The sequence below is a fragment of the Rhodococcus sp. RDE2 genome (assembly GCF_020885655.1).
GTDB classification, from domain to species: domain Bacteria; phylum Actinomycetota; class Actinomycetes; order Mycobacteriales; family Mycobacteriaceae; genus Rhodococcus; species Rhodococcus pyridinivorans.
Genome location: NZ_AP025186.1, coordinates 3,589,577 through 3,608,726 on the forward strand (window position 1 = coordinate 3,589,577; position 19,150 = coordinate 3,608,726).

Below are 19,150 nucleotides of genomic sequence, written 5' to 3' on the forward strand. Positions count from 1 at the left end.
GTGAGTCTTCGACTCAGCGCCGCCGGTTGGTCTTCGCGTCGCGGCGGGCCGCGGCACGACGCTCCTTGCGGGTGCCGGCCTGCCGGGGCGCGGAGCCCGCGTCGGCACCGGCGGTCGTACGCGCGACGTGAGCGCGGCCGTCCTCGTCGGGGCCGGTGTAGGTCAGGCGCCGCTCGGTCTCGTCGAGACCCTTGGCCCGCAGCGCGGCCGGAGCGGGTTCCGCCTGCGCCGGTTGTGCCGTCCGAGCGGGCTGCTGTGCCGGTCGGGCGGGAGCCGCCTTGGCGAGGCTCGGGGCCGCCTGCGCGGCGGCCGCCGCGGAGGCCGGCGTGACCGCCACACCCGCGGACTGCTGCTGCTGCTGCGCGGCCTCGACCTGGAGGTTGAACAGGAATCCGACCGATTCCTCCTTCAGACCCTCGAGCATCGCGGTGAACATGTCGAAGCCTTCGCGCTGGTACTCGACGAGCGGATCGCGTTGGGCCATCGCGCGCAGGCCGATGCCCTCCTTGAGGTAGTCCATCTCGTAGAGGTGCTCACGCCACTTGCGGTCGAGGACCGACAGCAGCACACGACGCTCGAGTTCGCGCATCGCGTTCTCCCCGGCGATGGCCTCGAGTTCGGCCTCGCGACGCGTGTAGGCGGCGCGGGCGTCCTCGAGAAGAACCTCGAGCAGGCCGTTGCGGTCGAGATCCTCGTTCTCGGCGACGAGCGTCTTGTGGTCGACACCTACCGGGTAGAGGGTCTTGAGGGCCGCCCACAGCTGCTCGAGATCCCAGTCCTCGACATAGCCCTCGGCGGTGGCACCGTCGACGTAGGCGGTGATCACGTCGGTGAGCATGTGCTGCACCTGACCCTCGAGGTCCTCGCCGCGCAGGATCCGGCGGCGCTCCTCGTAGATGACGGTGCGCTGCTGGTTCATCACCTCGTCGTACTTGAGGACGTTCTTGCGGATCTCGAAGTTCTGCTGCTCGACCTGCGTCTGCGCGCTCTTGATGGCCTTGGAGACCATCTTCGCCTCGATCGGCACGTCGTCGGGCAGGTTCAGACGCGTCATGATCGACTCGAGCGCGGCGCCGTTGAACCGGCGCATCAACTCGTCGCCGAGCGAGAGGTAGAACCGCGACTCGCCCGGGTCGCCCTGGCGACCGGAACGACCACGCAGCTGGTTGTCGATACGACGCGACTCGTGCCGCTCGGTGCCGAGCACGTACAGACCACCGGCCGCGCGCACCTTCTCGGCGTCGGCCTTCGACTCGAGCTTGATCCGCTCGAGGGTCTCGTCCCAGGCCGCCTCGTACTCCTCCGGCGTGTTGACCGGATCGAGGCCGCGCTTGCGCAGCTCGATGTCGGCGAGGATGTCGGGGTTGCCGCCGAGCACGACGTCGGTACCGCGACCGGCCATGTTCGTCGCGACCGTCACCGCCCCGGACCGACCCGCCTGCGCGATGATCTGTGCTTCCTGCTCGTGGAACTTCGCGTTGAGCACGCTGTGGGGAACACCGCGCTTGGTGAACTGCCGCGACAGGTACTCCGACCGCTCGACGCTCGTCGTACCGATGAGGACCGGCTGGCCCTTCTCGTGACGCTCGACGACGTCGTCGACGACGGCCGCGAACTTCGCTTCCTCGGTCTTGTAGATCAGGTCGCCCTGGTCGACACGCACCATCGGACGGTTCGTCGGGATCGGGATGACGCCCAGGCTGTAGATCTGGTGGAGCTCGGCGGCCTCGGTCTCGGCCGTACCGGTCATGCCCGACAGCTTGTCGTACAGGCGGAAGTAGTTCTGCAGCGTGATCGTGGCGAGCGTCTGATTCTCGGCCTTGATCTCGACGCCTTCCTTGGCCTCGATCGCCTGGTGCATGCCCTCGTTGTAGCGGCGACCCGACAGGACGCGGCCGGTGAACTCGTCGACGATGACGACCTCGCCGTTGCGGACGATGTAGTCCTTGTCCTTGGCGTAGAGCTCCTTGGCCTTGATGGCGTTGTTGAGGTAGCTCACGAGCGGCGAGTTGGCCGCCTCGTACAGGTTGTCGATGCCGAGCTGGTCCTCGACGAACTCGACGCCGGCCTCGTGCACACCGACGGTCCGCTTGCGGATGTCGATCTCGTAGTGCACCTCGGGCTTGAGCAACTTGGCGATGCGCGCGAACTCGGAGTACCACTTGCTCGACGCGTCGGCGGGACCCGAGATGATCAGCGGCGTCCGGGCCTCGTCGATGAGGATCGAGTCGACCTCGTCGACGATCGCGAAGTTGTGGCCGCGCTGCACGAGGTCGTCGAGCGAGTGCGTCATGTTGTCGCGCAGGTAGTCGAAGCCGAACTCGTTGTTGGTGCCGTAGGTGATGTCGGCGGAGTAGGCCGCGCGGCGCTGGGCCGGGGTCATTCCGGACAGGATCACGTCGGTCTCGAGGCCGAGGAAACGGTGCACGCGGCCCATCCACTCGGCGTCGCGCTTGGCGAGGTAGTCGTTGACGGTGACGACGTGGACGCCGTCGCCGGAGATCGCGTTGAGGTAGGCCGGCAGCACACAGGTGAGGGTCTTGCCCTCACCTGTCTTCATCTCGGAGATGTTGCCGAAGTGCAGCGCCGCGCCACCCATGATCTGGACAAGATAGTGCTTCTGGCCGAGCACACGGAAGGACGCCTCGCGGGCGGTCGCGAAGGCTTCCGGAAGCAGATCGTCGAGCGTCTCGCCGTCCCGGTAGCGACTCCGGAACTCGTCCGTCCTGGCCCGGAGCTCGGCGTCGGTCAGGGCCTCGAAGTCCGGGGAGAGGGAATCGACATGCTCGGCGATGTGCTTGAGCCGCTTGACCATGCGACCTTCACCGATCCGGAGCAGCTTCGTCAGCGACAGCACTGGTGTGTTCGTCCTCAATCTCGGGTACCTGCACGGACAAGAAATCCGGCCGAGGCCTTGTCGGACCCCGGCCGGATTCCATGGTAGGCGCTGCGCGGGAGTGACCGCGATGGCGAGGTGCCTTCGGTCACTCCCGGCAGTGTCACACGAGCCTGATCAGACCGTAGTCGAAGGCGTGTCGCCGGTAGACCACGGACGGCTTGTCCGTCTCCTTGTCGTGGAACAGGTAGAAGTCGTGACCGACGAGTTCCATCTCGTAGAGGGCGTCGTCGACGGTCATCGGCTGAGCGTTGTGTTCCTTCGTCCGGACGATGCGACCGGGACCGTCCTGGGGTTCCTTCTCGCTGTCGCCGAGCGACAGGTCGGGCGAGATCGCGAGCTCGTCGTCCTGGGCGAGGGCCGCGGTGGCTTCCGCCACGGACACGGGTGTCTTCTCACCGTAGGAGACCTTGCGGCGCTCCTTCGTCCGTCGCAGCCGCGATTCGAGCTTGCTGATCACGGACTCGAAGGCAGCGTAGAAGCTGTCGGCACTGGCCTCGGCGCGTACGACAGGTCCCTTTCCGCGGGCAGTGATCTCGACCCGCTGACAACTCTTCCTCTGACGCCGGTTGCGTTCGTGTTGCAACTCGACATCGAAGATGAAGATCGTCGGATCGAAACGTTCGAGCCGAGCGAGTTTCTCGGAGACGTAGATCCGGAAATGATCGGGGACCTCGACGTTGCGTCCTTTCACGACAACGTCGGCACGGGGGCCTTCCGTGGCGGCATCGGCCTCTGCAACGGAACCTCTGGACTTCGAAGGGGTCGTCACGCGTACCTCCCGAGTTACGGCCGGCGCAGCCCGCGCGCCGGCATGATGTATGAGCGCGAGAGCGCGCTCGCCCGGAATCGGAAGAACAGGCGTTTCCACCCGTCTACCTTGTTGTTTCCGGGTCTGATGGCGACGGTAGTACGTAACGCGGAGGTGTGCCACCGTTCCCGCGCGATTTCACGTCGCGTCGTCTTCCGGTCACCCGGCGGGGCACTTTCCGGGCCCGCCCACAGGCTCACGCGTGGGCGATCACGAGCACTGCGCGAGGGTCGAATCCGGCGCGCCGGAGTGCCCGCACCGACTCGCGCGCGGTGGTTCCGGTGGTGAGCACATCGTCGACGACGAGGACCGGGATCGTGCGCGGCAGCCCGTCGGCGCGCACCCCGACACGACCGGCGAGGTTGCGCTGCCGGTCGGCTGCCGAGAGCCCCACCGAGTCGCGTACCCCGGCCGCCACATTCAGGATCGGGTGGACGTGGAGGCGACGGTCGTGGGTGGCGGCGGCCCGGGCGGCACGCGTGACGGGATCGCCTCCGCGGGCCCGCGCCGCACGCGCCCGGGTGGGGGCGGGCGCCACGATCATCGGGCCCTCGGGCAGTTCGCTCCATCGGCGCAGCCGCGCGATCGCGACGGCCCACGCGAGCCCGAGCGGCTCGGCGAGATCGCGGCGGGCACGCTCCTTCGCGACGATCACCGCGCGGCGCCTGGGGCCGGTGTACGGGCCCAGACTCCACACCGGGACCCCGGGTTCGACGCGCGGCGCGACGACCACGGGATGGTCGGACAACTCGCGTGCGCACGCCCGGCACCAGCTCGTCCCGGGAGCGGCGCAGCCACCGCACCGGGCGGGCAGGACGAGGTCGAGAAGGGCCGTGAGCACACCGGGAGTGTGCCCGAAGTCACCGACGACCGGAGGTCACAGTCGGCAGGCTCAGCCCGGAAGGACGGGGATGGCCGCCATCCCGGCCAGTCCGGGGACCTCGCGCCAGTACCGGTCGCCCGCGGGATCGCGGTTGTTGAGCTGGAAGACCGTCCGGGAATCGGCGACGAACTCGCTGGCCGTGGACGCCTCGACCGCGACCACCGGAGGGGTGAGGTTGCGGCTCGGGAGTGCGTCGATGCGCGAGCCGTCCACCGCGACCTGCACGACGGGCACGTCGGCCGACGCGCGGGAGACGACGATCGTGTCGGCCGTGCTCCAGTCCAGGGCGAGCGCGGGACCGCCGAGGCCGAAGCCGATCTCGCGCGGGTTGGTGAGCGAGTACTCGCCGGTCGTGGTCGGTACGACCGTCGCGACGAAGACCCGCCCGTCGATGATCAGGGCGGCGCGGACACCGTCGCGCGACAGGCGCAGCTCGGTGATGCGGCCCCCGAGGGCGCGGATCGCACCCGCTTCGACGCCGACCACGGTGACCCGCCCGGTGCCGGGTTCGCGTACAGCGCGCACCACCGCGGTGCCGTTGACGACCGCCCACACCGAGTTGTTGTTGGGCGACCAGGACGGACGGGTGATCGACTCGCCGTCGACCGCGGGTTCGGCGGCGCCTTCGCTGTAGGCACCGACCATCAGCTGCACGGCCGGCTCCGGTGTGGGTTTCCCGGTGTTCTCGACCGCGGCGACGAGTTCCCCGTCCAGCGACAGAGCGACGGACTGCAGGTCGTCGGCCGTGCCGAAGAAGCTGCGGACGGGCGTCACACCGGTCTCGGCGACACTCACGAGCGCCCCGTCCAGCAGGGCGTGCAGACCCACCGTCACGCTCGACGCGGCGAGGGGGTTCATCGACGCCACGTCGGCGGTGGTCCACCCGTTCGGGAACCGTTCGTCGAGGGGCTGGCCGTCGGCGAGGAGGTGGTACGGGCCGCTGATGTCTGCGTTGGCGAGGGTCCAGATCACCTGCGCGGCGAGCAGTTCGCGATCCTGCCGGCCCATCGAGCCGACGCCCTGGAAGTCGATGCGGATGCCGCCGAGTCCGACACCGACGTCGGTCGTGCGACCGTCCGCCTTCGTCACCGAGCCGATGACGGTGACGTCCTCGAGGAGGTTCTTGACCGCGGGCGCGAGGACCTCTTTCGGCCCTTCGACGAGCAAGCCGATCAGCTGCGACGCCGTCTGTTCGGGGGTGCCCGTGATCCAGCGCGGGTCGGGGACGACGGCGTTGCCGGTCGGGTCGAGGAAGTACAGCGAGCGGCGCTGATAGGTGTTGAGGAAGCGTGGGCGGTCCATGATGACGCCGGCCGGCAACCGGTCGATGCGCCACTCCCCGTCCGTGCGGACCAGGGAGAACCGTGCCTCGAATTCCCCGTCGGCGGGACGGTAGATGCCGCCTTCCTCGAGATAGCCGACGGTGCTCGCCCGCACCACGTAGGTGGCCCTGTCGCCGTCGCGTTCCTCGACGAGGACGTCGACCTTGTCGACGATCGTCGCGCTCGCCGCGTCGTCCCAGGACTCGGACATCGCGGGTGTGAGGAACTGCCGGGCCGCGCGGTGGCGGTTGGTCGGATCCGTGCTCGCCTGCAGGAAGTCGCGTAGGAGCAGGTCGGGTTCGCGACCGGGCACGGGTGCGGCGACCTCGGTGGTCGTGGGGCCGCGTTCGAGGGTTCCGATGGCCTGCGGTGACGAGGAATCGGGCAGCGTGGCGCATCCCGACAGCACGAGCCCGGCCACGGTCAGGAGTACGACGAGCACGCCCGCTGCACGCGGAGTCGAGCGGCTCATGTACTGGCTCCTTCGGACGGTGTGCTCGCAGGGCCGGTCGGGATCTCTCCCGTCGACGGCTGCGCCGGGGTGTCGTCACCCGGTGGGGGCTTGCCCTGCACGGCCTTCGCGGCGCTGGGCACGAGTGGCAGGGGGCTGCGACCCACCTTACGTCCGCGTTCGCGCGGGAGGGTCAGCCGGAAGCTGGCGCCTCGTCCCGGTTCGCCCCACGCTTCGAGCTTGCCGTTGTGCAGGTTGGCGTCCTCGACGCTGATGGCGAGACCGAGGCCGGTACCGCCGGAGCGGCGGACCCGCGACGGGTCGGAGCGCCAGAACCGGTTGAAGACGAGCTTCTCCTCCCCCGGTCGCAGACCCACGCCCTGGTCGCGCACGACGAAGGCCGCGGCGGCGTCGTCGGCGCGCAGTCGCAGCAGGATGGGTTTGCCCTCGCCGTGATCGATCGCGTTGGCGAGCAGATTGCGCAGGATGCGTTCGACGCGGCGGGGATCGACGTCGGCCTCGACGGGCTCGTCCGGCAGGTCGATGATGAGCTCGGTGGCGGTCTCGCGGGCGAGGTGCCGCACGGTCGAGACGGCGGCACGCGCGCACATCCGCACATCGAGTCGCTCGGAGGCGAGTTCGGCGACACCCGCGTCGTGCCGGCTGATCTCGAGCAGGTCGTTGAGGAGGCTCTCGAAGCGGTCGAGTTCGGCGACGAGCAGTTCGGAGGACCGCTTGAGGACGGGGTCGAGGTCGTCGCTGCCGTCGTGGATGAGATCGGCGGCCATACGGACGGTCGTGAGTGGGGTGCGCAGTTCGTGGCTCACATCGGAGGTGAACCGTTTCTGCAGGTTGCCGTACTCCTCGAGCTGGGTGATCTGCCGCGACAGGCTCTCGGCCATCTCGTTGAACGACATCGCCAACCGCGCCATGTCGTCCTCACCACGGACCGGCATGCGTTCCTTGAGCCGCCCGTCGGCGAAGCGCACGGCGATCCGGGAGGCCGACCGGATGGGCAGCACGACCTGCCGCGCGACGATCATCGAGATCGCAGCCAGCAGCACGAGCAGGACCACCGCGCCGACGAGCAGGGTGCCGCGCACGAGGGCGAGGGTGCGTTCCTCACCGCCGAGCGGGAAGACGAGATACAGCTCGAGCGTCGAGATGTCGGAGTCGGTGGGACTGCCCATGATCAGGGCCGGCCCGGTGTAGCCGTCGGGATCGGCGACCGTCGCGAACTGGTACGCGATCTGCCCGTTCTGGACGAAGGCGCGCAGGTTCTGCGGGATCTGGTCGGCGGGCCCGCTCGAGGTGGGGGCCCGCGGTCCGTCGCCGGGAACGATCAGGACGGGATCGAAGGTTCCGGCGACGCCGGTGTCCTGTCCCCCGTCGCTGCCGCGGCTGGTGAGGATCGCCGCGGCACCGTCGAGGCGGACGGCGAGCGACCCGGAGTCGTCGGCGCCCGCGAGTTGCCCCTCGACGAGTGCACGCGAGCGATCCATCTCCTCGGTCGCCGCGTCGATCTTCACTTCGAGCAGTCGGTCGGTGATCTGGCTCGTGAGTACCACTCCGAGCACGAACATGACGATCAGCGACAGCGTGAGGGTCGAGGTCACGACCCGCAACTGCAGCGATCGTCGCCAGGTGTGCGCGAGTCGGCTGCTCATCGACCGCGACCACCTCACCAGCGGCAGCGTCCTACGCGTGATACGCCGCCGAAGCCGGTAGGTTCGGATCACGGCGGTCCGGCCTTGTAGCCGACCCCCCGCACCGTGAGCACCGCCTCGGGATTCTCGGGATCCTTCTCGACCTTCGCGCGCAGACGCTGGACGTGGACGTTCACGAGCCGGGTGTCGGCGGCGTGCCGGTAGCCCCAGACCTGCTCGAGCAGGACCTCACGGGTGAACACCTGGCGCGGCTTGCGCGCGAGCGCCACGAGCAGGTCGAACTCGAGGGGCGTGAGCGAGATCGCCTCGTCCCCACGGGTGACCTTGTGGGCGGGGACGTCGATGGTGATGTCCCCGATCGTCAGGACCTCCGCCGGTTCCTGCTCGGTGCGACGCAGCCGGGCCCGCACACGTGCGACGAGCTCCTTCGGCTTGAACGGCTTGACGATGTAGTCGTCGGCGCCCGATTCGAGGCCGAGCACGACGTCGACGGTGTCGGACTTGGCGGTGAGCATCACGATCGGCACACCGGAGTCCGCACGGAGCACACGGCAGACGTCGATGCCGTTCATGCCGGGGAGCATGAGATCGAGCAGGACGAGGTCGGGCCGGATCTCCCGCACGGCGCCCAGCGCTTGGGTGCCGTCCCCCACCACGAACGGTTCGAATCCCTCGCCGCGCAGCACGATCGTGAGCATCTCGGCAAGCGCGGTGTCGTCGTCGACTACCAGAATCCTCGGCTTCATAGCCTCTATCGTGTCACCCCTCGACCGTCGTGAAGCAGATTTGAGATGTCAACGGCGAGTTGTCGCGGAGAGGTCTGCGGGCCTGCGACCTCCCACGGAGACATCCACTGCTGCTGTGCGAGCTCGTCGTAGACCTCGCCGGTGCGGTGCTGCAGACCGGTATCGCGCTCGTAGGCGTCGCGATCGCGGTCGGCCTCGGTCGCGGCGCGGTTACGGGCACGCTCCGCGGCCAGGGCCACCGGAACGCGGAGCAGCACCTGCAGATCGGGCACCGGGAGCCCGAACCGTTCGAACTCGAGATGGCGGATCCACTCCACCGCCGGGCCGGTCGCGCCCTGGTTCCGGCGCGCCGCGGTGTACGCGGCGTTGGACGCGACATACCGGTCGAGCAGCACGATGTCGTTGTCGGCGAGCAGCTTCCGCAACTCGTCGGCAGCATCGCGACGGTCGAGCGCCCACAGCAACGCCATCGCCTCGATGCTCGAGGCGGTGTCGCCGTGCTGCCCGCGCAACGCCTCCGCGCCCAGATCGGCGTGGATCGACTGCCCGTATCGCGGGAAGGCCAGCGTCGCGACCTTCCGTCCGGCCTCGCGCCAGGTCTCGACGAGTCCGGCGGACAACGTCCGTTTGCCGGCCCCGTCGAGACCCTCGACGACGATCAGATCGCCCATGTGCCCTGTGATCCCGGATCACTCATGCGCTTCGTGTTTCCCGTCGAGTTGCCGGGATCAGTAGCGGTAGTGCTCGGGCTTGTACGGGCCCTCGACGTCGACGCCGATGTACTCGGCCTGCTCCTTGGTCAGCTTCGTGATCTGTCCGCCGAGCGCCTCGACGTGGATCTTCGCGACCTTCTCGTCGAGGTGCTTGGGCAGGCGGTAGACCTCGTTGTCGTACTCGTCGGGCTTGGTCCACAGCTCGATCTGGGCGATCACCTGGTTGGCGAACGAGTTGCTCATCACGAAGGAGGGGTGGCCCGTGGCGTTGCCGAGGTTGAGCAGGCGGCCCTCCGACAGGACGATGATCGAATGACCGTCGGCGAAGGTGAACTCGTCGACCTGCGGCTTGATGTTGATCCGCGTGACGTCGGCGGCCCGCTCGAGGCCGGCCATGTCGATCTCGTTGTCGAAGTGGCCGATGTTGCCGAGGATGGCCTGGTGCTTCATCGCCTTCATGTGCTCGAAGGTGATGATGTCCTTGTTGCCGGTCGCGGTGATGACGATGTCGGCCTGGCCGATGAAATCCTCGACCGTCACGACGTCGTAGCCGTCCATCATGGCCTGCAGGGCGTTGATCGGGTCGACCTCGGTGACCGAGACGCGTGCGCCCTGGCCGCGCAGGGCCTCGGCGCAGCCCTTGCCCACGTCGCCGTAGCCGCACACGAGCGCGGCCTTGCCGCCGATGAGGACGTCGGTGCCGCGGTTGATGCCGTCGAGCAGCGAGTGCCGGGTGCCGTACTTGTTGTCGAACTTGCTCTTGGTGACCGAGTCGTTGACGTTGATCGCGGGGAACGCGAGTTCGCCGGCCGCGGAGAGCTGGTACAGGCGCAGGACGCCCGTGGTGGTCTCCTCCGTGACGCCCTTGACGGACTCGGCGACGGTGGTCCACTTCTTCGAATCGGCCGCGAGCGAGCGGCGCAGCAGCTCGAGGAAGACCTTGTACTCGGCGGAGTCCTGCTCGTCGTCGATCGGCGGGACGACGCCGGCCTTCTCGAACTGGGCGCCCTTGAGCACGAGCATCGTGGCGTCGCCGCCGTCGTCGAGGATCATGTTGGCGGGTTCGCCGGGCCAGGTGAGCATCTGCTCGGCCGCCCACCAGTACTCCTCGAGGGTCTCGCCCTTCCAGGCGAAGACCGGGACGCCCTTGGGCTCCTCGGGGGTGCCGTGCGGGCCGACGACGACGGCCGCGGCGGCGTGGTCCTGGGTGGAGAAGATGTTGCACGACGCCCAGCGCACCTGCGCGCCGAGGGAGACGAGCGTTTCGATGAGCACAGCGGTCTGGACCGTCATGTGCAGCGAGCCGGAGATCCGTGCGCCCTTCAGCGGCTGCACCTCCGCGTACTCGCGACGCAGCGCCATCAGGCCCGGCATCTCGTGTTCGGCGAGCCGGATCTCCTTGCGCCCGAACTCGGCGAGGGAAAGATCGGCGACCTTGAAATCGAGACCGTTGACCCGGTCGGCTACGAGCGTGGTGTCAGACACGTGCAGATGCCTCTTCCTGTCGGCAGACGATGTTGGTTCCAGGCTATACAACCTGCGCAAGAAGAGGCCCGGCAGATCGTCTCCCGACGGAATCCACCGCCTTCGCGGTGCATCCGCAGCCGCCGGCCGCGGACAGCGGGCCGTTCGTCAGCCGCGGACAGCGGCCCGTTCGACGAACGGCACGAGCAGATCGGCGAGGTCGGCGGCGACATCGCGCCCCGAGGCCGGGGGCATCGAGACGAAACTCAGCGCGACCCGCACGACGGCGCGCGCGAGGATCCCGGCGTCGGACTCGGACGCCGCGATCCAGCTGTGGTGGAAGGTCTCCGTGAGGCGACCCGCGCCCCGCTCGAGGATGGGGGCGGCGTCGGTGGTGATCAACCGCAGCAGGTCGGGCTTGGCCTCCCCGCTCAGCAGCGACTGCACCAGGGGGTCGGCGGCGGACGCCTCGAAGAAGAAGGTGAATCCGTCCACGAGCGCGGCCCGCGCGTCGCCGACGTGGGCGTACACCGAATCGGCCACGGCATCGACGAACTCGTCGACCAGACGCAACGCATATCCCTGGGCGAGCCCCTGCCGGGAGGAGAACTCCTTGTACAGGGTCTGCCGGCTGATACCGGCGGCGCGGGCGACGTCGCTCATGGTGACCGCCGACCAGTCGCGTTCGAGCAGCAGCTCGCGCATCGCGTCGAGGATCGTCGAGCGCAGCAGCACCCGACTGGCCTCGTGGAAGGGAACCCGCGCGTTCGACATGGTGGGAACGCTCTCACGCACGGATGTGCGCGTCAAAGCAACACGGGCAGTGATCCACCGGGTAGCGGTTCACCGGCGGACGATCTCGACCATCTCGAAGTCGGCCTTGGCGGCGCCGCAGTCCGGGCAGGACCAGTCGTCGGGGATGTCCTCCCATCGGGTGCCGGGTTCGATGCCCTCGTCGGGCCATCCTTCGGCCTCGTCGTACTCGAATCCGCACACGAGACAACGGAACAAGCGGTAGTCGGTGCTCACGGGGTGTACTCCTCGAAATCGATCTTCTCCCGGACTCCGCAGTCGGGACACGGCCAGTCGTCGGGCACGTCGGACCACGGGGTGCCGGCCGGAAAGCCCTCCCGCGGAACACCGGTGGTCTCGTCGTACACGAACTCGCAGACGGGACAGCGGTAGGACGCCACGATCACTTCCCTTCCGCGGCCGCGGGATTCGATGCTCCGTAGCGGGCCAGGATCTTCTCGCGTCGACGCGGCTCGATGTTGACGCGGGTGAGGTCGCCGTCGTAGTGGTCGAGCACGCGGTGGTCCATGACCTTGCGCCACAGCGGAGGGATGTAGGCGAGGGTGATCATCGTCGCGTAGCCCGCGGGCAGCTGCGGTGAGATCTCCATGCTGCGCAGGGTCTGGTAGCGCCGCGTGGGGTTGGCGTGATGGTCGCTGTGCCGCTGCAGGTGGTACAGGAAGATGTTCGTCACCAGGTGGTCGCTGTTCCAGCTGTGTGCGGGCGAGCAGCGCTCGTAGCGCCCCTTCGCGGTCTTCTGCCGCAGCAGACCGTAGTGCTCGAGATAGTTCACGACCTCGAGCAACGAGAACCCGAAGACCGCCTGGATCACGAGATACGGCGCGATCGACAGGCCGAAGACGCCGAGGAGCACCGCGTACAGCGCAACGGAGATCGCCCACGCGTTGAGGACGTCGTTGTGCACGCTCCACACCGGCTTGTCGAGCCGTTCGAGGCGTGCTCGTTCGAGGCGCCATGCCGACCGCAGGCTGCCGACGACGCTGCGGGGCAGAAATCGCCAGAAGCTCTCCCCGAACCGGGCCGAGGCCGGGTCCTCGGGGGTGGCGACCCGCACGTGGTGACCGCGATTGTGCTCGATGTAGAAGTGCCCGTAGAACGACGGGGCGAGCGCCCACTTCGACAGTCGCCGTTCGAATTCGACCTTCTTGTGGCCGAGTTCGTGCGCCGTGTTGATACCGATGCCCGCGACCACGCCGACCGAGATCGCGAGACCGATCTTCGACATCACGCCGAGCCCGCCGTCGATGCCGAGCCAGGACAGATTCTCGGCCGACCAGAGGTAGCAGGCGAAGACCAGCGACGCGAACTGGAACGGCAGGTAGAGGTAGGTGCAGTAGCGGTAGAAGCGGTCGTTCTCGAGTTGCTCGAACAACTCGTCGGGTGGGTTCTCGCCGTCGGGCCCGACGAACAGGTCGAGCAGCGGGACGAGGACGTAGATCAGCAGGGGGCCGATCCACCACAGGACCGGGGTGACGCTCTGCAGACCGAGTCCGTTACCAGCCCACACCAGCGCGGTGGCGACGAACAGTGCTGTCGGGGGTACCAACCCCAGAAGCCACAGATGGCGTTTCCGGTCGCGCCACTGGAGATCGGGTCGATCCACCGAATCCGCGGATGCCGTACTCATGTCGGGTCTCCTCATCACCGTCGATGGCGCCGGGCACGCCACCACTCGGTGACGCACACCACTCATATCTTGACTCTAGGCCGTCATTCGTCCGAGGTCTAGACATTTGGAGGAATTTGTAAATCTCACGAAGGTGCATCCGGAAACGACGAAGGCGAGCCCGTGCGGGCTCGCCTTCGATTCGATTCCGTCCCTACAAGGACCCTGTTTCAGGACTCGTCGGTCACCGCTCCCGGTATCTCGCCGAGACGGGCCCGGAAGACCTGCGTGTCTGCGGCAGAACCGTGGACGGTCGGATTCCGGTCGCACGCCGACAACCACGCCGAATCGCCGGGTCTCAGCGTCACCGACTCGCCGTCGCACTCGACGCGGGCATCGCCTGCGGTGCACAACAGGATCTGCGGACCGTCGGCGCCGACCCCGAGGGTGTCGCCCGCGCCGAGATCGATGCGCGACAACGCGAACTCCGGCGCCGGCGTGCGGTAACGGCGTTCGATCGGGCCCTGCCCCGGCCCGGACTCCGCCGACGCCTCCGGTACGGCTTCGAGAATCGGTACCGAGGCCGCACCGAAGTCGAGCACCCGCAGCAGTTCGGGCACGTCCACGTGCTTCGGGGTGAGACCACCGCGCAGCACGTTGTCGGAGTTCGCCATGATCTCGACGCCCATGCCGTGCAGATAGGCGTGCAGATTCCCCGCGTCGAGGTACAGGCCCTCGCCCGGTTGCAGCGTGATGCGGTTGAGCAGCAGCGAGGCCAGCACTCCGGCGTCGCCGGGATAGAAATCCGCCAGCTGCAGGGCCGTGCGCACCTCCGGAACGAAACCGCGCTCGCCGTCCCGTCCGGCCGCGAGATAGGTCACGCAACCGTCGAGCACACGCGGCAGCAGCGCCGCGAGAGCGGGCGGGGGCAACGTGATCCAGGTGGTGAACAGCGCCCGCAGACCACTCGAATCGGGCTGGCCCGCGAGCAGTCCCACATAGGGGTCGAGTTCCGGCACGGCGAGGGCCTCGAACAGCTCCACGGTCCGTTTCGGATCGCGGAAGCCGGCCAGGGCCTCGAACCGGGTCAGCGCCACCACGAGTTCGGGCTTGTGGCTGGCGTCCTTGTAGTTGCGGACGGGTGAGTCGACCGGGATGCCGAGTGCTTCCTCACGAGCGAAGCCCTCGGCCGCCTGGCCGGCGCTGGGATGCGCCTGCAGTGAGAGCGGTTCCTCCGCCGCCAACAGCTTGAGGAGGAAGGGCAGCCGGGGACCGAACGCCCCCACCGTGCGATCACCGAGGTGTCGCTGCGGATCGGCCGACAGCACGTCGAGCAGCGAGTGCTCGTCGCCGTCCGGATCCACCAGCCTGGCGGGATCGGCCGGGTGCGCACCGAGCCACAACTCGGCCTCGGGATGATGGGACGGCACATTGCGGCCACGCAGGGCGGCGATCGCGGTCCGCGACCCCCAGGCATACGAGCGCACCGCACCTTCGAGTCGGTGCACTATCTCCCCCCTGCCAGTCCGAGATATGCGGCCGCCATCTCTGTGCGGACGGTCAACACTGCCACCTGTTCCAGCACGGTCGGAACCGTGCTCGATTCGAATTCTCCGATCACGGACATCAATTCCACATCCGGAAGTGCCGCCGTCCTGCGCTGCGCCGCCGAGCGGTCGGGGTCGGTGCTGAGTACGAACACCCGCGCCGGTGCGATCGGTGCCGGTCCGTCCAGCTCCTCGTCGTGGAAGAACGGGTCGTAGTTCTCGCCGCTCGCGGTGACGACGTTCGTGAGCCGGTCGCGCGCGACCAGCACGTCGCTCAGTGCCGCAGCGCCGGCGACCACACCCGCCTCCTGGAGCAGGGACTCCGACGCGTGCCGGGCGAGCACCGTCGTCGCGGCGGAATCTCCCGCGAACACCACGCGACGCGACTGCATGCGCACCGCGAGGGACTTTGCGGGATTGTGGAAGACCTCGTTTGCGGGGTGATTGCGCGCCGCTTCCTCGTCGGCCGTGTCGGCGACCTCGGCGAGCGGCGGGACACCGGTGATCCGGACAGCGCGCTGCAACACGCCGAGCACCGCACAGAACACCGCGACGTGTCGGGCGAGCACGTACCGGGTCTGGACCCGGACGCGCGGCGGCAACGACATCGCGCGACCGGCCGAGACCGCCCGCACCGGACCTTCGTCCGGAGCGTCGACGACGACCTCCGCACTGCGCCGCAGCCCGGCGTCGATGCTGCGCGCCAGCTCGGGATCGCCCGCGTCGTTCCCCGAGACCACCACGACGTCGAGCGCGCCGACCCAGGGCGGGGTGGCAGGGGCGGAGACCAGCGGTACACCGGCCTGTCCACCGAACATCGCGACGACCAGTTCCGCGGCCGACCGGGCGCGGGCGTCGGTGCCGACGAAGACCACACTGCGGGGGTGCATGTCGGTGAGCCGGCCGAGCAGACCTTCGTCGACCGCCGCGGCGACCGCGCGCATCTGAGCGCCGCCGAGGGCCGCGCTCCTGAGGATGCCGTCGACATCGGCAGCGAGCAGGCCGCCCGCATCGTCGAAGTCGAACAGCGGTGAGGGTGCCGTCACGACCGCATCACCTTCCTTCCGCCGCCGCGACCTCGGCGAGCCACCTGACCGAGCCCGGCACGCCATGCACCGGCACTTCGATTATTCCCGTTGTCCCTCCGTCTACGCACGAACGACGGAAAGGATCTCCTTCACCAATGCCTCGACCTCACCGTCCGTGCGGGCCTCCACGTTGAGCCGCAGCAACGGCTCGGTGTTGGACGCGCGCAGGTTGAACCATGCGTTGTCGGGCAGGTCGACGGTGACACCGTCGAGCCGGTCCACCGACACCGCGCGATCCTCGAACGCCGCGACGACGGCCTCGGTGCGCTCGGCCGCGTCGGCGACCGTCGAGTTGATCTCGCCCGACGCCGCGTACCGGTTGTAGGAGCTCATCAGCTCGGAGAGCGGACCGTCCTGCGAGGCGAGTGCGGCAAGGACGTGCAGGGCCGCGAGCATGCCGGAGTCGGCACCCCAGAAGTCGCGGAAGTAGTAGTGCGCCGAGTGTTCCCCGCCGAAGACGGCACCGGTCTCGGCCATCTGCTGCTTGATGAACGAGTGCCCGACCCGGGTGCGCACCGGCTTGCCGCCCTGCTCGGCGACGAGTTCGGGCACCACACGCGAGGTGATGAGGTTGTGGATGATCGTCGAACCGGGTTCCTTGGCGAGCTCGCGGGCGGCGACGAGCGCCGTGACCGCGGACGGGGTGACCGGCTCGCCGCGCTCGTCGACGACGAAGCAGCGGTCGGCGTCGCCGTCGAAGGCCAGGCCCACGTCGGCGCCGGACTCGACGACCAGACGCTGGAGGTCGACGAGGTTGGCGGGGTCGAGGGGGTTGGCCTCGTGGTTCGGGAAGGTGCCGTCGAGTTCGAAGTACAGCGGCACGAGATCGACGGGCAGAGCGCCGAAGACGGCGGGGACGGTGTGACCGCCCATGCCGTTGCCGGCGTCGACCGCCACCTTCAGCGGCCGCATCTCCGCGAGATCGACCAGGCCACGGACGAACGAGGCGTAGTCCCCGAGGACGTCCTGCTCGGTGATGCTGCCGCGCTCGCCGTCGTAGGCGGGCACACCCTCGACGAGATCGGCGGAGATCTGCGCCAGACCGGTGTCCTGACCGACGGGCTTGGCACCGGCACGGCAGAGCTTGATGCCGTTGTACTTCGCGGGATTGTGGCTGGCGGTGAACATCGCGCCGGGTGCGTCGAGCAGACCCGACGCGAAGTAGAGCTGGTCGGTGGACGCGAGGCCGATCAGCACCACGTCGAGTCCCTGGGCGGTGACCCCGTCGGCGAAGGCCTGCGACAGCGAGGGGGACGAGGCACGCATGTCGTGCCCGATCACCACACGGTCCGCGCTGCCCTCACTGCGCAACAGGCGTGCGAACGACGCTCCGACCTCGCGAACGAACTCTTCGTCGATCTGCTCTCCGACGACTCCCCGTACGTCGTAGGCCTTGATGACTGCTGACACCGACTCGGCAGCTCTCGCCACTGTATTAGCTCCTGAACTCGACTCGCGCGATGCCGTCCTCCGCGACATCGCACTCGCTCAGCCTAGTGCGAACGGCTCAGGACGTGGGATCGGGAAGAACACGCAGGTGGCCGCGTCGACCGGTGCGTGCGGTGGGAGGCACGACGGCCCGTTGGGGTTCCTCGGCGTCGTCGTCGCTCGAGTCGGAACGGGAACGCTCCCCCAGGCCGGCCTCGCGTACGGCCTCTGCGAGGGCGGTCAGATCGTCCTCGTCGGGGGTGGCCGACGAGAACGCTCCCTCGTATCGGACGAGTTCCCAGCCCTTGGGTGCCGTGATGCGCGAACCGTGCATCTCGCAGAGATCCCACGAGTGCGGTTCCGCGACGGTCGCCAGGGGACCGACAACGGCAGTGGAGTCCGAGTACACGTAGGTCAGCGTCGCAACAGCAGGGTTCTTGCACCCAGGCCGGCAGCATCGACGCAGTGTTCTCACGACTGGGAGCGTAGCGCGCCGGACGCGCCAGGACTATTCGGACACACCGAAAGGGTGGAGCGATTTTCGTGTCGTAGTGTCCATGGCATGGTCCGCGCACGACGTTCCCGCCCTGTGTCGTCCCGTTCCGTGGCACGCCGCGGCAGGGGAATCCGCGGTCCCCTGTTCCCGCAGAGCCTGCCGGCGTGGAAGACCCGCGCCGAGAAATTCGACCTGCTCGTGTTGGGGGCGTTCGCGCCGATCGATGCGCGCTGGCACGACCGCCTCACCAAGCTCGACATCGCCGTCGACGAGGTCCCGAAGATCCGGGCACGCGACCCCGACTCGGTCAACTGGCCGGACGAGGTGGTCGCCGACGGGCCGGTGCCGCTGTCCCGGCTCGTGCCGGCAGGGATCGATCGACGAGGCGCTGCCACCCGGGCGCGGATCGTGTTGTTCCGCCGGCCGCTCGAGGTGCGCGCGAAGGATCCGGACGATCTGACGGATCTGGTGCACGACGTCCTCGTGCACCAGGTGGCCACCTATCTCGGCGTCGAGCCGGAAGTGGTGGATCCGACACTCGGTGAGGACGACGAGGACTGAACGACATCCGGATATGACGAAGGCCGGGTTGCTCGTCCCCCACGGCCGCAACCCGACCTTCGTCGTCCGACTCGGCGTTTCACTCGGTCCCGTACTCCCCGTACCGGGCCGAACCCCTCGTCAGACTATTCCGCGCTTGAGGCGACGGCGTTCCCTCTCGGAAAGCCCGCCCCAGATACCGAACCGCTCGTCGTGGGCGAGTGCGTATTCGAGACATTCGTCCCGGACCTCACACCCCATGCAGATGCGCTTGGCCTCTCTGGTGGAGCCACCCTTCTCTGGGAAGAATGCCTCCGGATCGGTCTGCGCACAGAGCGCACGCTCCTGCCACTGCTCCTCGCCATCCGCTGGGTCGCCGAATCCCGAGATCAAACTCAGGACGGGCACCCCGACGTCCGGGTAGTCACAGACAGCCTCGACTGCAGTATCGCTTCGAGTGAGCTCGAAGCTGTCGCGCTCGCCGGCCATTGTCCCTCCTCACCTGCAGCGCCGAATCATGACCGGGGATCAACCCGCTGCCATCCTTCGAATACTCGTTCGAATGCGGGTTCACCGCAAGGGATCTCGAATTCGATTATCGAATGACATGTATGTGATTAGACACTTCGGGTGTGTCGCGGTCAAGCGGAGCGGCGTTGTTCACATATCATCGGCCGCT

General features: G+C 68.2%; 18 protein-coding genes. 1 reads left to right on the forward strand and 17 read right to left on the reverse strand.

Annotated features, from left to right (window positions below):
• Nucleotides 1-13 precede the first annotated feature (13 nt).
• From secA to LPH33_RS16825, 16 genes are all read right to left on the reverse strand, one after another.
• Nucleotides 14-2,815 carry a preprotein translocase subunit SecA gene (gene secA / locus LPH33_RS16750; RefSeq protein ID WP_229568371.1) on the reverse strand — a complete coding sequence of 934 codons (2,802 nt, stop codon included), beginning with the start codon at nt 2,813-2,815 and terminating at the stop codon, nt 14-16.
• A gap of 184 nt (nt 2,816-2,999) precedes the next feature.
• Nucleotides 3,000-3,668 carry a ribosome hibernation-promoting factor, HPF/YfiA family gene (gene hpf / locus LPH33_RS16755; protein ID WP_060651341.1) on the reverse strand — a complete coding sequence of 223 codons (669 nt, stop codon included), beginning with the start codon at nt 3,666-3,668 and terminating at the stop codon, nt 3,000-3,002.
• Nucleotides 3,669-3,903: 235 nt separating this feature from the next.
• Nucleotides 3,904-4,548: a ComF family protein gene (locus LPH33_RS16760; RefSeq protein WP_160874275.1), complete on the reverse strand. Its 645-nt coding sequence runs from the start codon at nt 4,546-4,548 to the stop codon at nt 3,904-3,906.
• A gap of 51 nt (nt 4,549-4,599) precedes the next feature.
• The gene (lpqB, locus tag LPH33_RS16765; protein ID WP_160874277.1) at nt 4,600-6,384 is read right to left on the reverse strand and encodes an MtrAB system accessory lipoprotein LpqB; all 1,785 of its coding nucleotides are present in this window, start codon (nt 6,382-6,384) and stop codon (nt 4,600-4,602) included.
• On the reverse strand, nt 6,381-8,030 hold the full coding sequence (mtrB, locus tag LPH33_RS16770; RefSeq protein ID WP_037191750.1) for an MtrAB system histidine kinase MtrB: 1,650 nt from the start codon (nt 8,028-8,030) through the stop codon (nt 6,381-6,383). Before mtrB ends, lpqB begins: the two co-directional genes overlap by 4 nt.
• A gap of 68 nt (nt 8,031-8,098) precedes the next feature.
• A complete protein-coding gene (gene mtrA / locus LPH33_RS16775; RefSeq protein ID WP_006550216.1) occupies nt 8,099-8,776 on the reverse strand; it encodes an MtrAB system response regulator MtrA in 678 nt (225 codons plus the stop codon).
• A 5-nt stretch (nt 8,777-8,781) separates the two neighbouring features.
• Nucleotides 8,782-9,447: a dTMP kinase gene (locus LPH33_RS16780; RefSeq protein ID WP_016694875.1), complete on the reverse strand. Its 666-nt coding sequence runs from the start codon at nt 9,445-9,447 to the stop codon at nt 8,782-8,784.
• 57 nt (nt 9,448-9,504) lie between these two features.
• Nucleotides 9,505-10,974 (reverse strand): adenosylhomocysteinase, encoded by a 1,470-nt coding sequence (gene ahcY, locus LPH33_RS16785; RefSeq protein WP_016694876.1) that lies wholly within the window; start codon nt 10,972-10,974, stop codon nt 9,505-9,507.
• 147 nt (nt 10,975-11,121) lie between these two features.
• Nucleotides 11,122-11,727, reverse strand: coding sequence for a TetR/AcrR family transcriptional regulator (locus LPH33_RS16790; protein ID WP_145693167.1), 606 nt, complete (start codon nt 11,725-11,727; stop codon nt 11,122-11,124).
• Between the two features lie 69 nt (nt 11,728-11,796).
• A complete protein-coding gene (locus LPH33_RS16795) occupies nt 11,797-11,982 on the reverse strand; it encodes a rubredoxin (RefSeq protein ID WP_016694878.1) in 186 nt (61 codons plus the stop codon).
• Nucleotides 11,979-12,146 (reverse strand): rubredoxin, encoded by a 168-nt coding sequence (locus LPH33_RS16800; protein ID WP_172414906.1) that lies wholly within the window; start codon nt 12,144-12,146, stop codon nt 11,979-11,981. Before LPH33_RS16800 ends, LPH33_RS16795 begins: the two co-directional genes overlap by 4 nt.
• Nucleotides 12,147-12,148: 2 nt before the next feature.
• Nucleotides 12,149-13,393, reverse strand: a complete 1,245-nt coding sequence (locus tag LPH33_RS16805; protein WP_160874281.1) for an alkane 1-monooxygenase — start codon at nt 13,391-13,393, stop codon at nt 12,149-12,151.
• A gap of 209 nt (nt 13,394-13,602) precedes the next feature.
• Nucleotides 13,603-14,880 (reverse strand): mannose-6-phosphate isomerase, class I, encoded by a 1,278-nt coding sequence (gene manA / locus LPH33_RS16810; RefSeq protein WP_145693169.1) that lies wholly within the window; start codon nt 14,878-14,880, stop codon nt 13,603-13,605.
• Complete coding sequence (locus tag LPH33_RS16815) at nt 14,880-15,965, reverse strand: tobH protein (protein ID WP_088897703.1); 1,086 nt, start codon at nt 15,963-15,965, stop codon at nt 14,880-14,882. The genes manA and LPH33_RS16815 overlap by 1 nt, the downstream gene beginning before the upstream one ends.
• A gap of 102 nt (nt 15,966-16,067) precedes the next feature.
• Complete coding sequence (locus LPH33_RS16820; RefSeq protein WP_088897702.1) at nt 16,068-17,438, reverse strand: phosphomannomutase/phosphoglucomutase; 1,371 nt, start codon at nt 17,436-17,438, stop codon at nt 16,068-16,070.
• Between the two features lie 76 nt (nt 17,439-17,514).
• Entirely contained in the window at nt 17,515-17,910 is a 396-nt protein-coding gene (locus tag LPH33_RS16825) for a DUF3499 domain-containing protein (RefSeq protein ID WP_172414905.1), read from the reverse strand.
• An 87-nt stretch (nt 17,911-17,997) separates the two neighbouring features.
• Between LPH33_RS16825 and LPH33_RS16830 the strand changes: the two genes are divergently transcribed.
• Nucleotides 17,998-18,492 (forward strand): metallopeptidase family protein, encoded by a 495-nt coding sequence (locus tag LPH33_RS16830; protein WP_059382262.1) that lies wholly within the window; start codon nt 17,998-18,000, stop codon nt 18,490-18,492.
• Between the two features lie 120 nt (nt 18,493-18,612).
• Here the strand turns inward: LPH33_RS16830 and LPH33_RS16835 are convergent, their stop codons facing one another.
• Nucleotides 18,613-18,879: a WhiB family transcriptional regulator gene (locus LPH33_RS16835; protein ID WP_167414258.1), complete on the reverse strand. Its 267-nt coding sequence runs from the start codon at nt 18,877-18,879 to the stop codon at nt 18,613-18,615.
• Between the last annotated feature and the right edge of the window lie 271 nt (nt 18,880-19,150).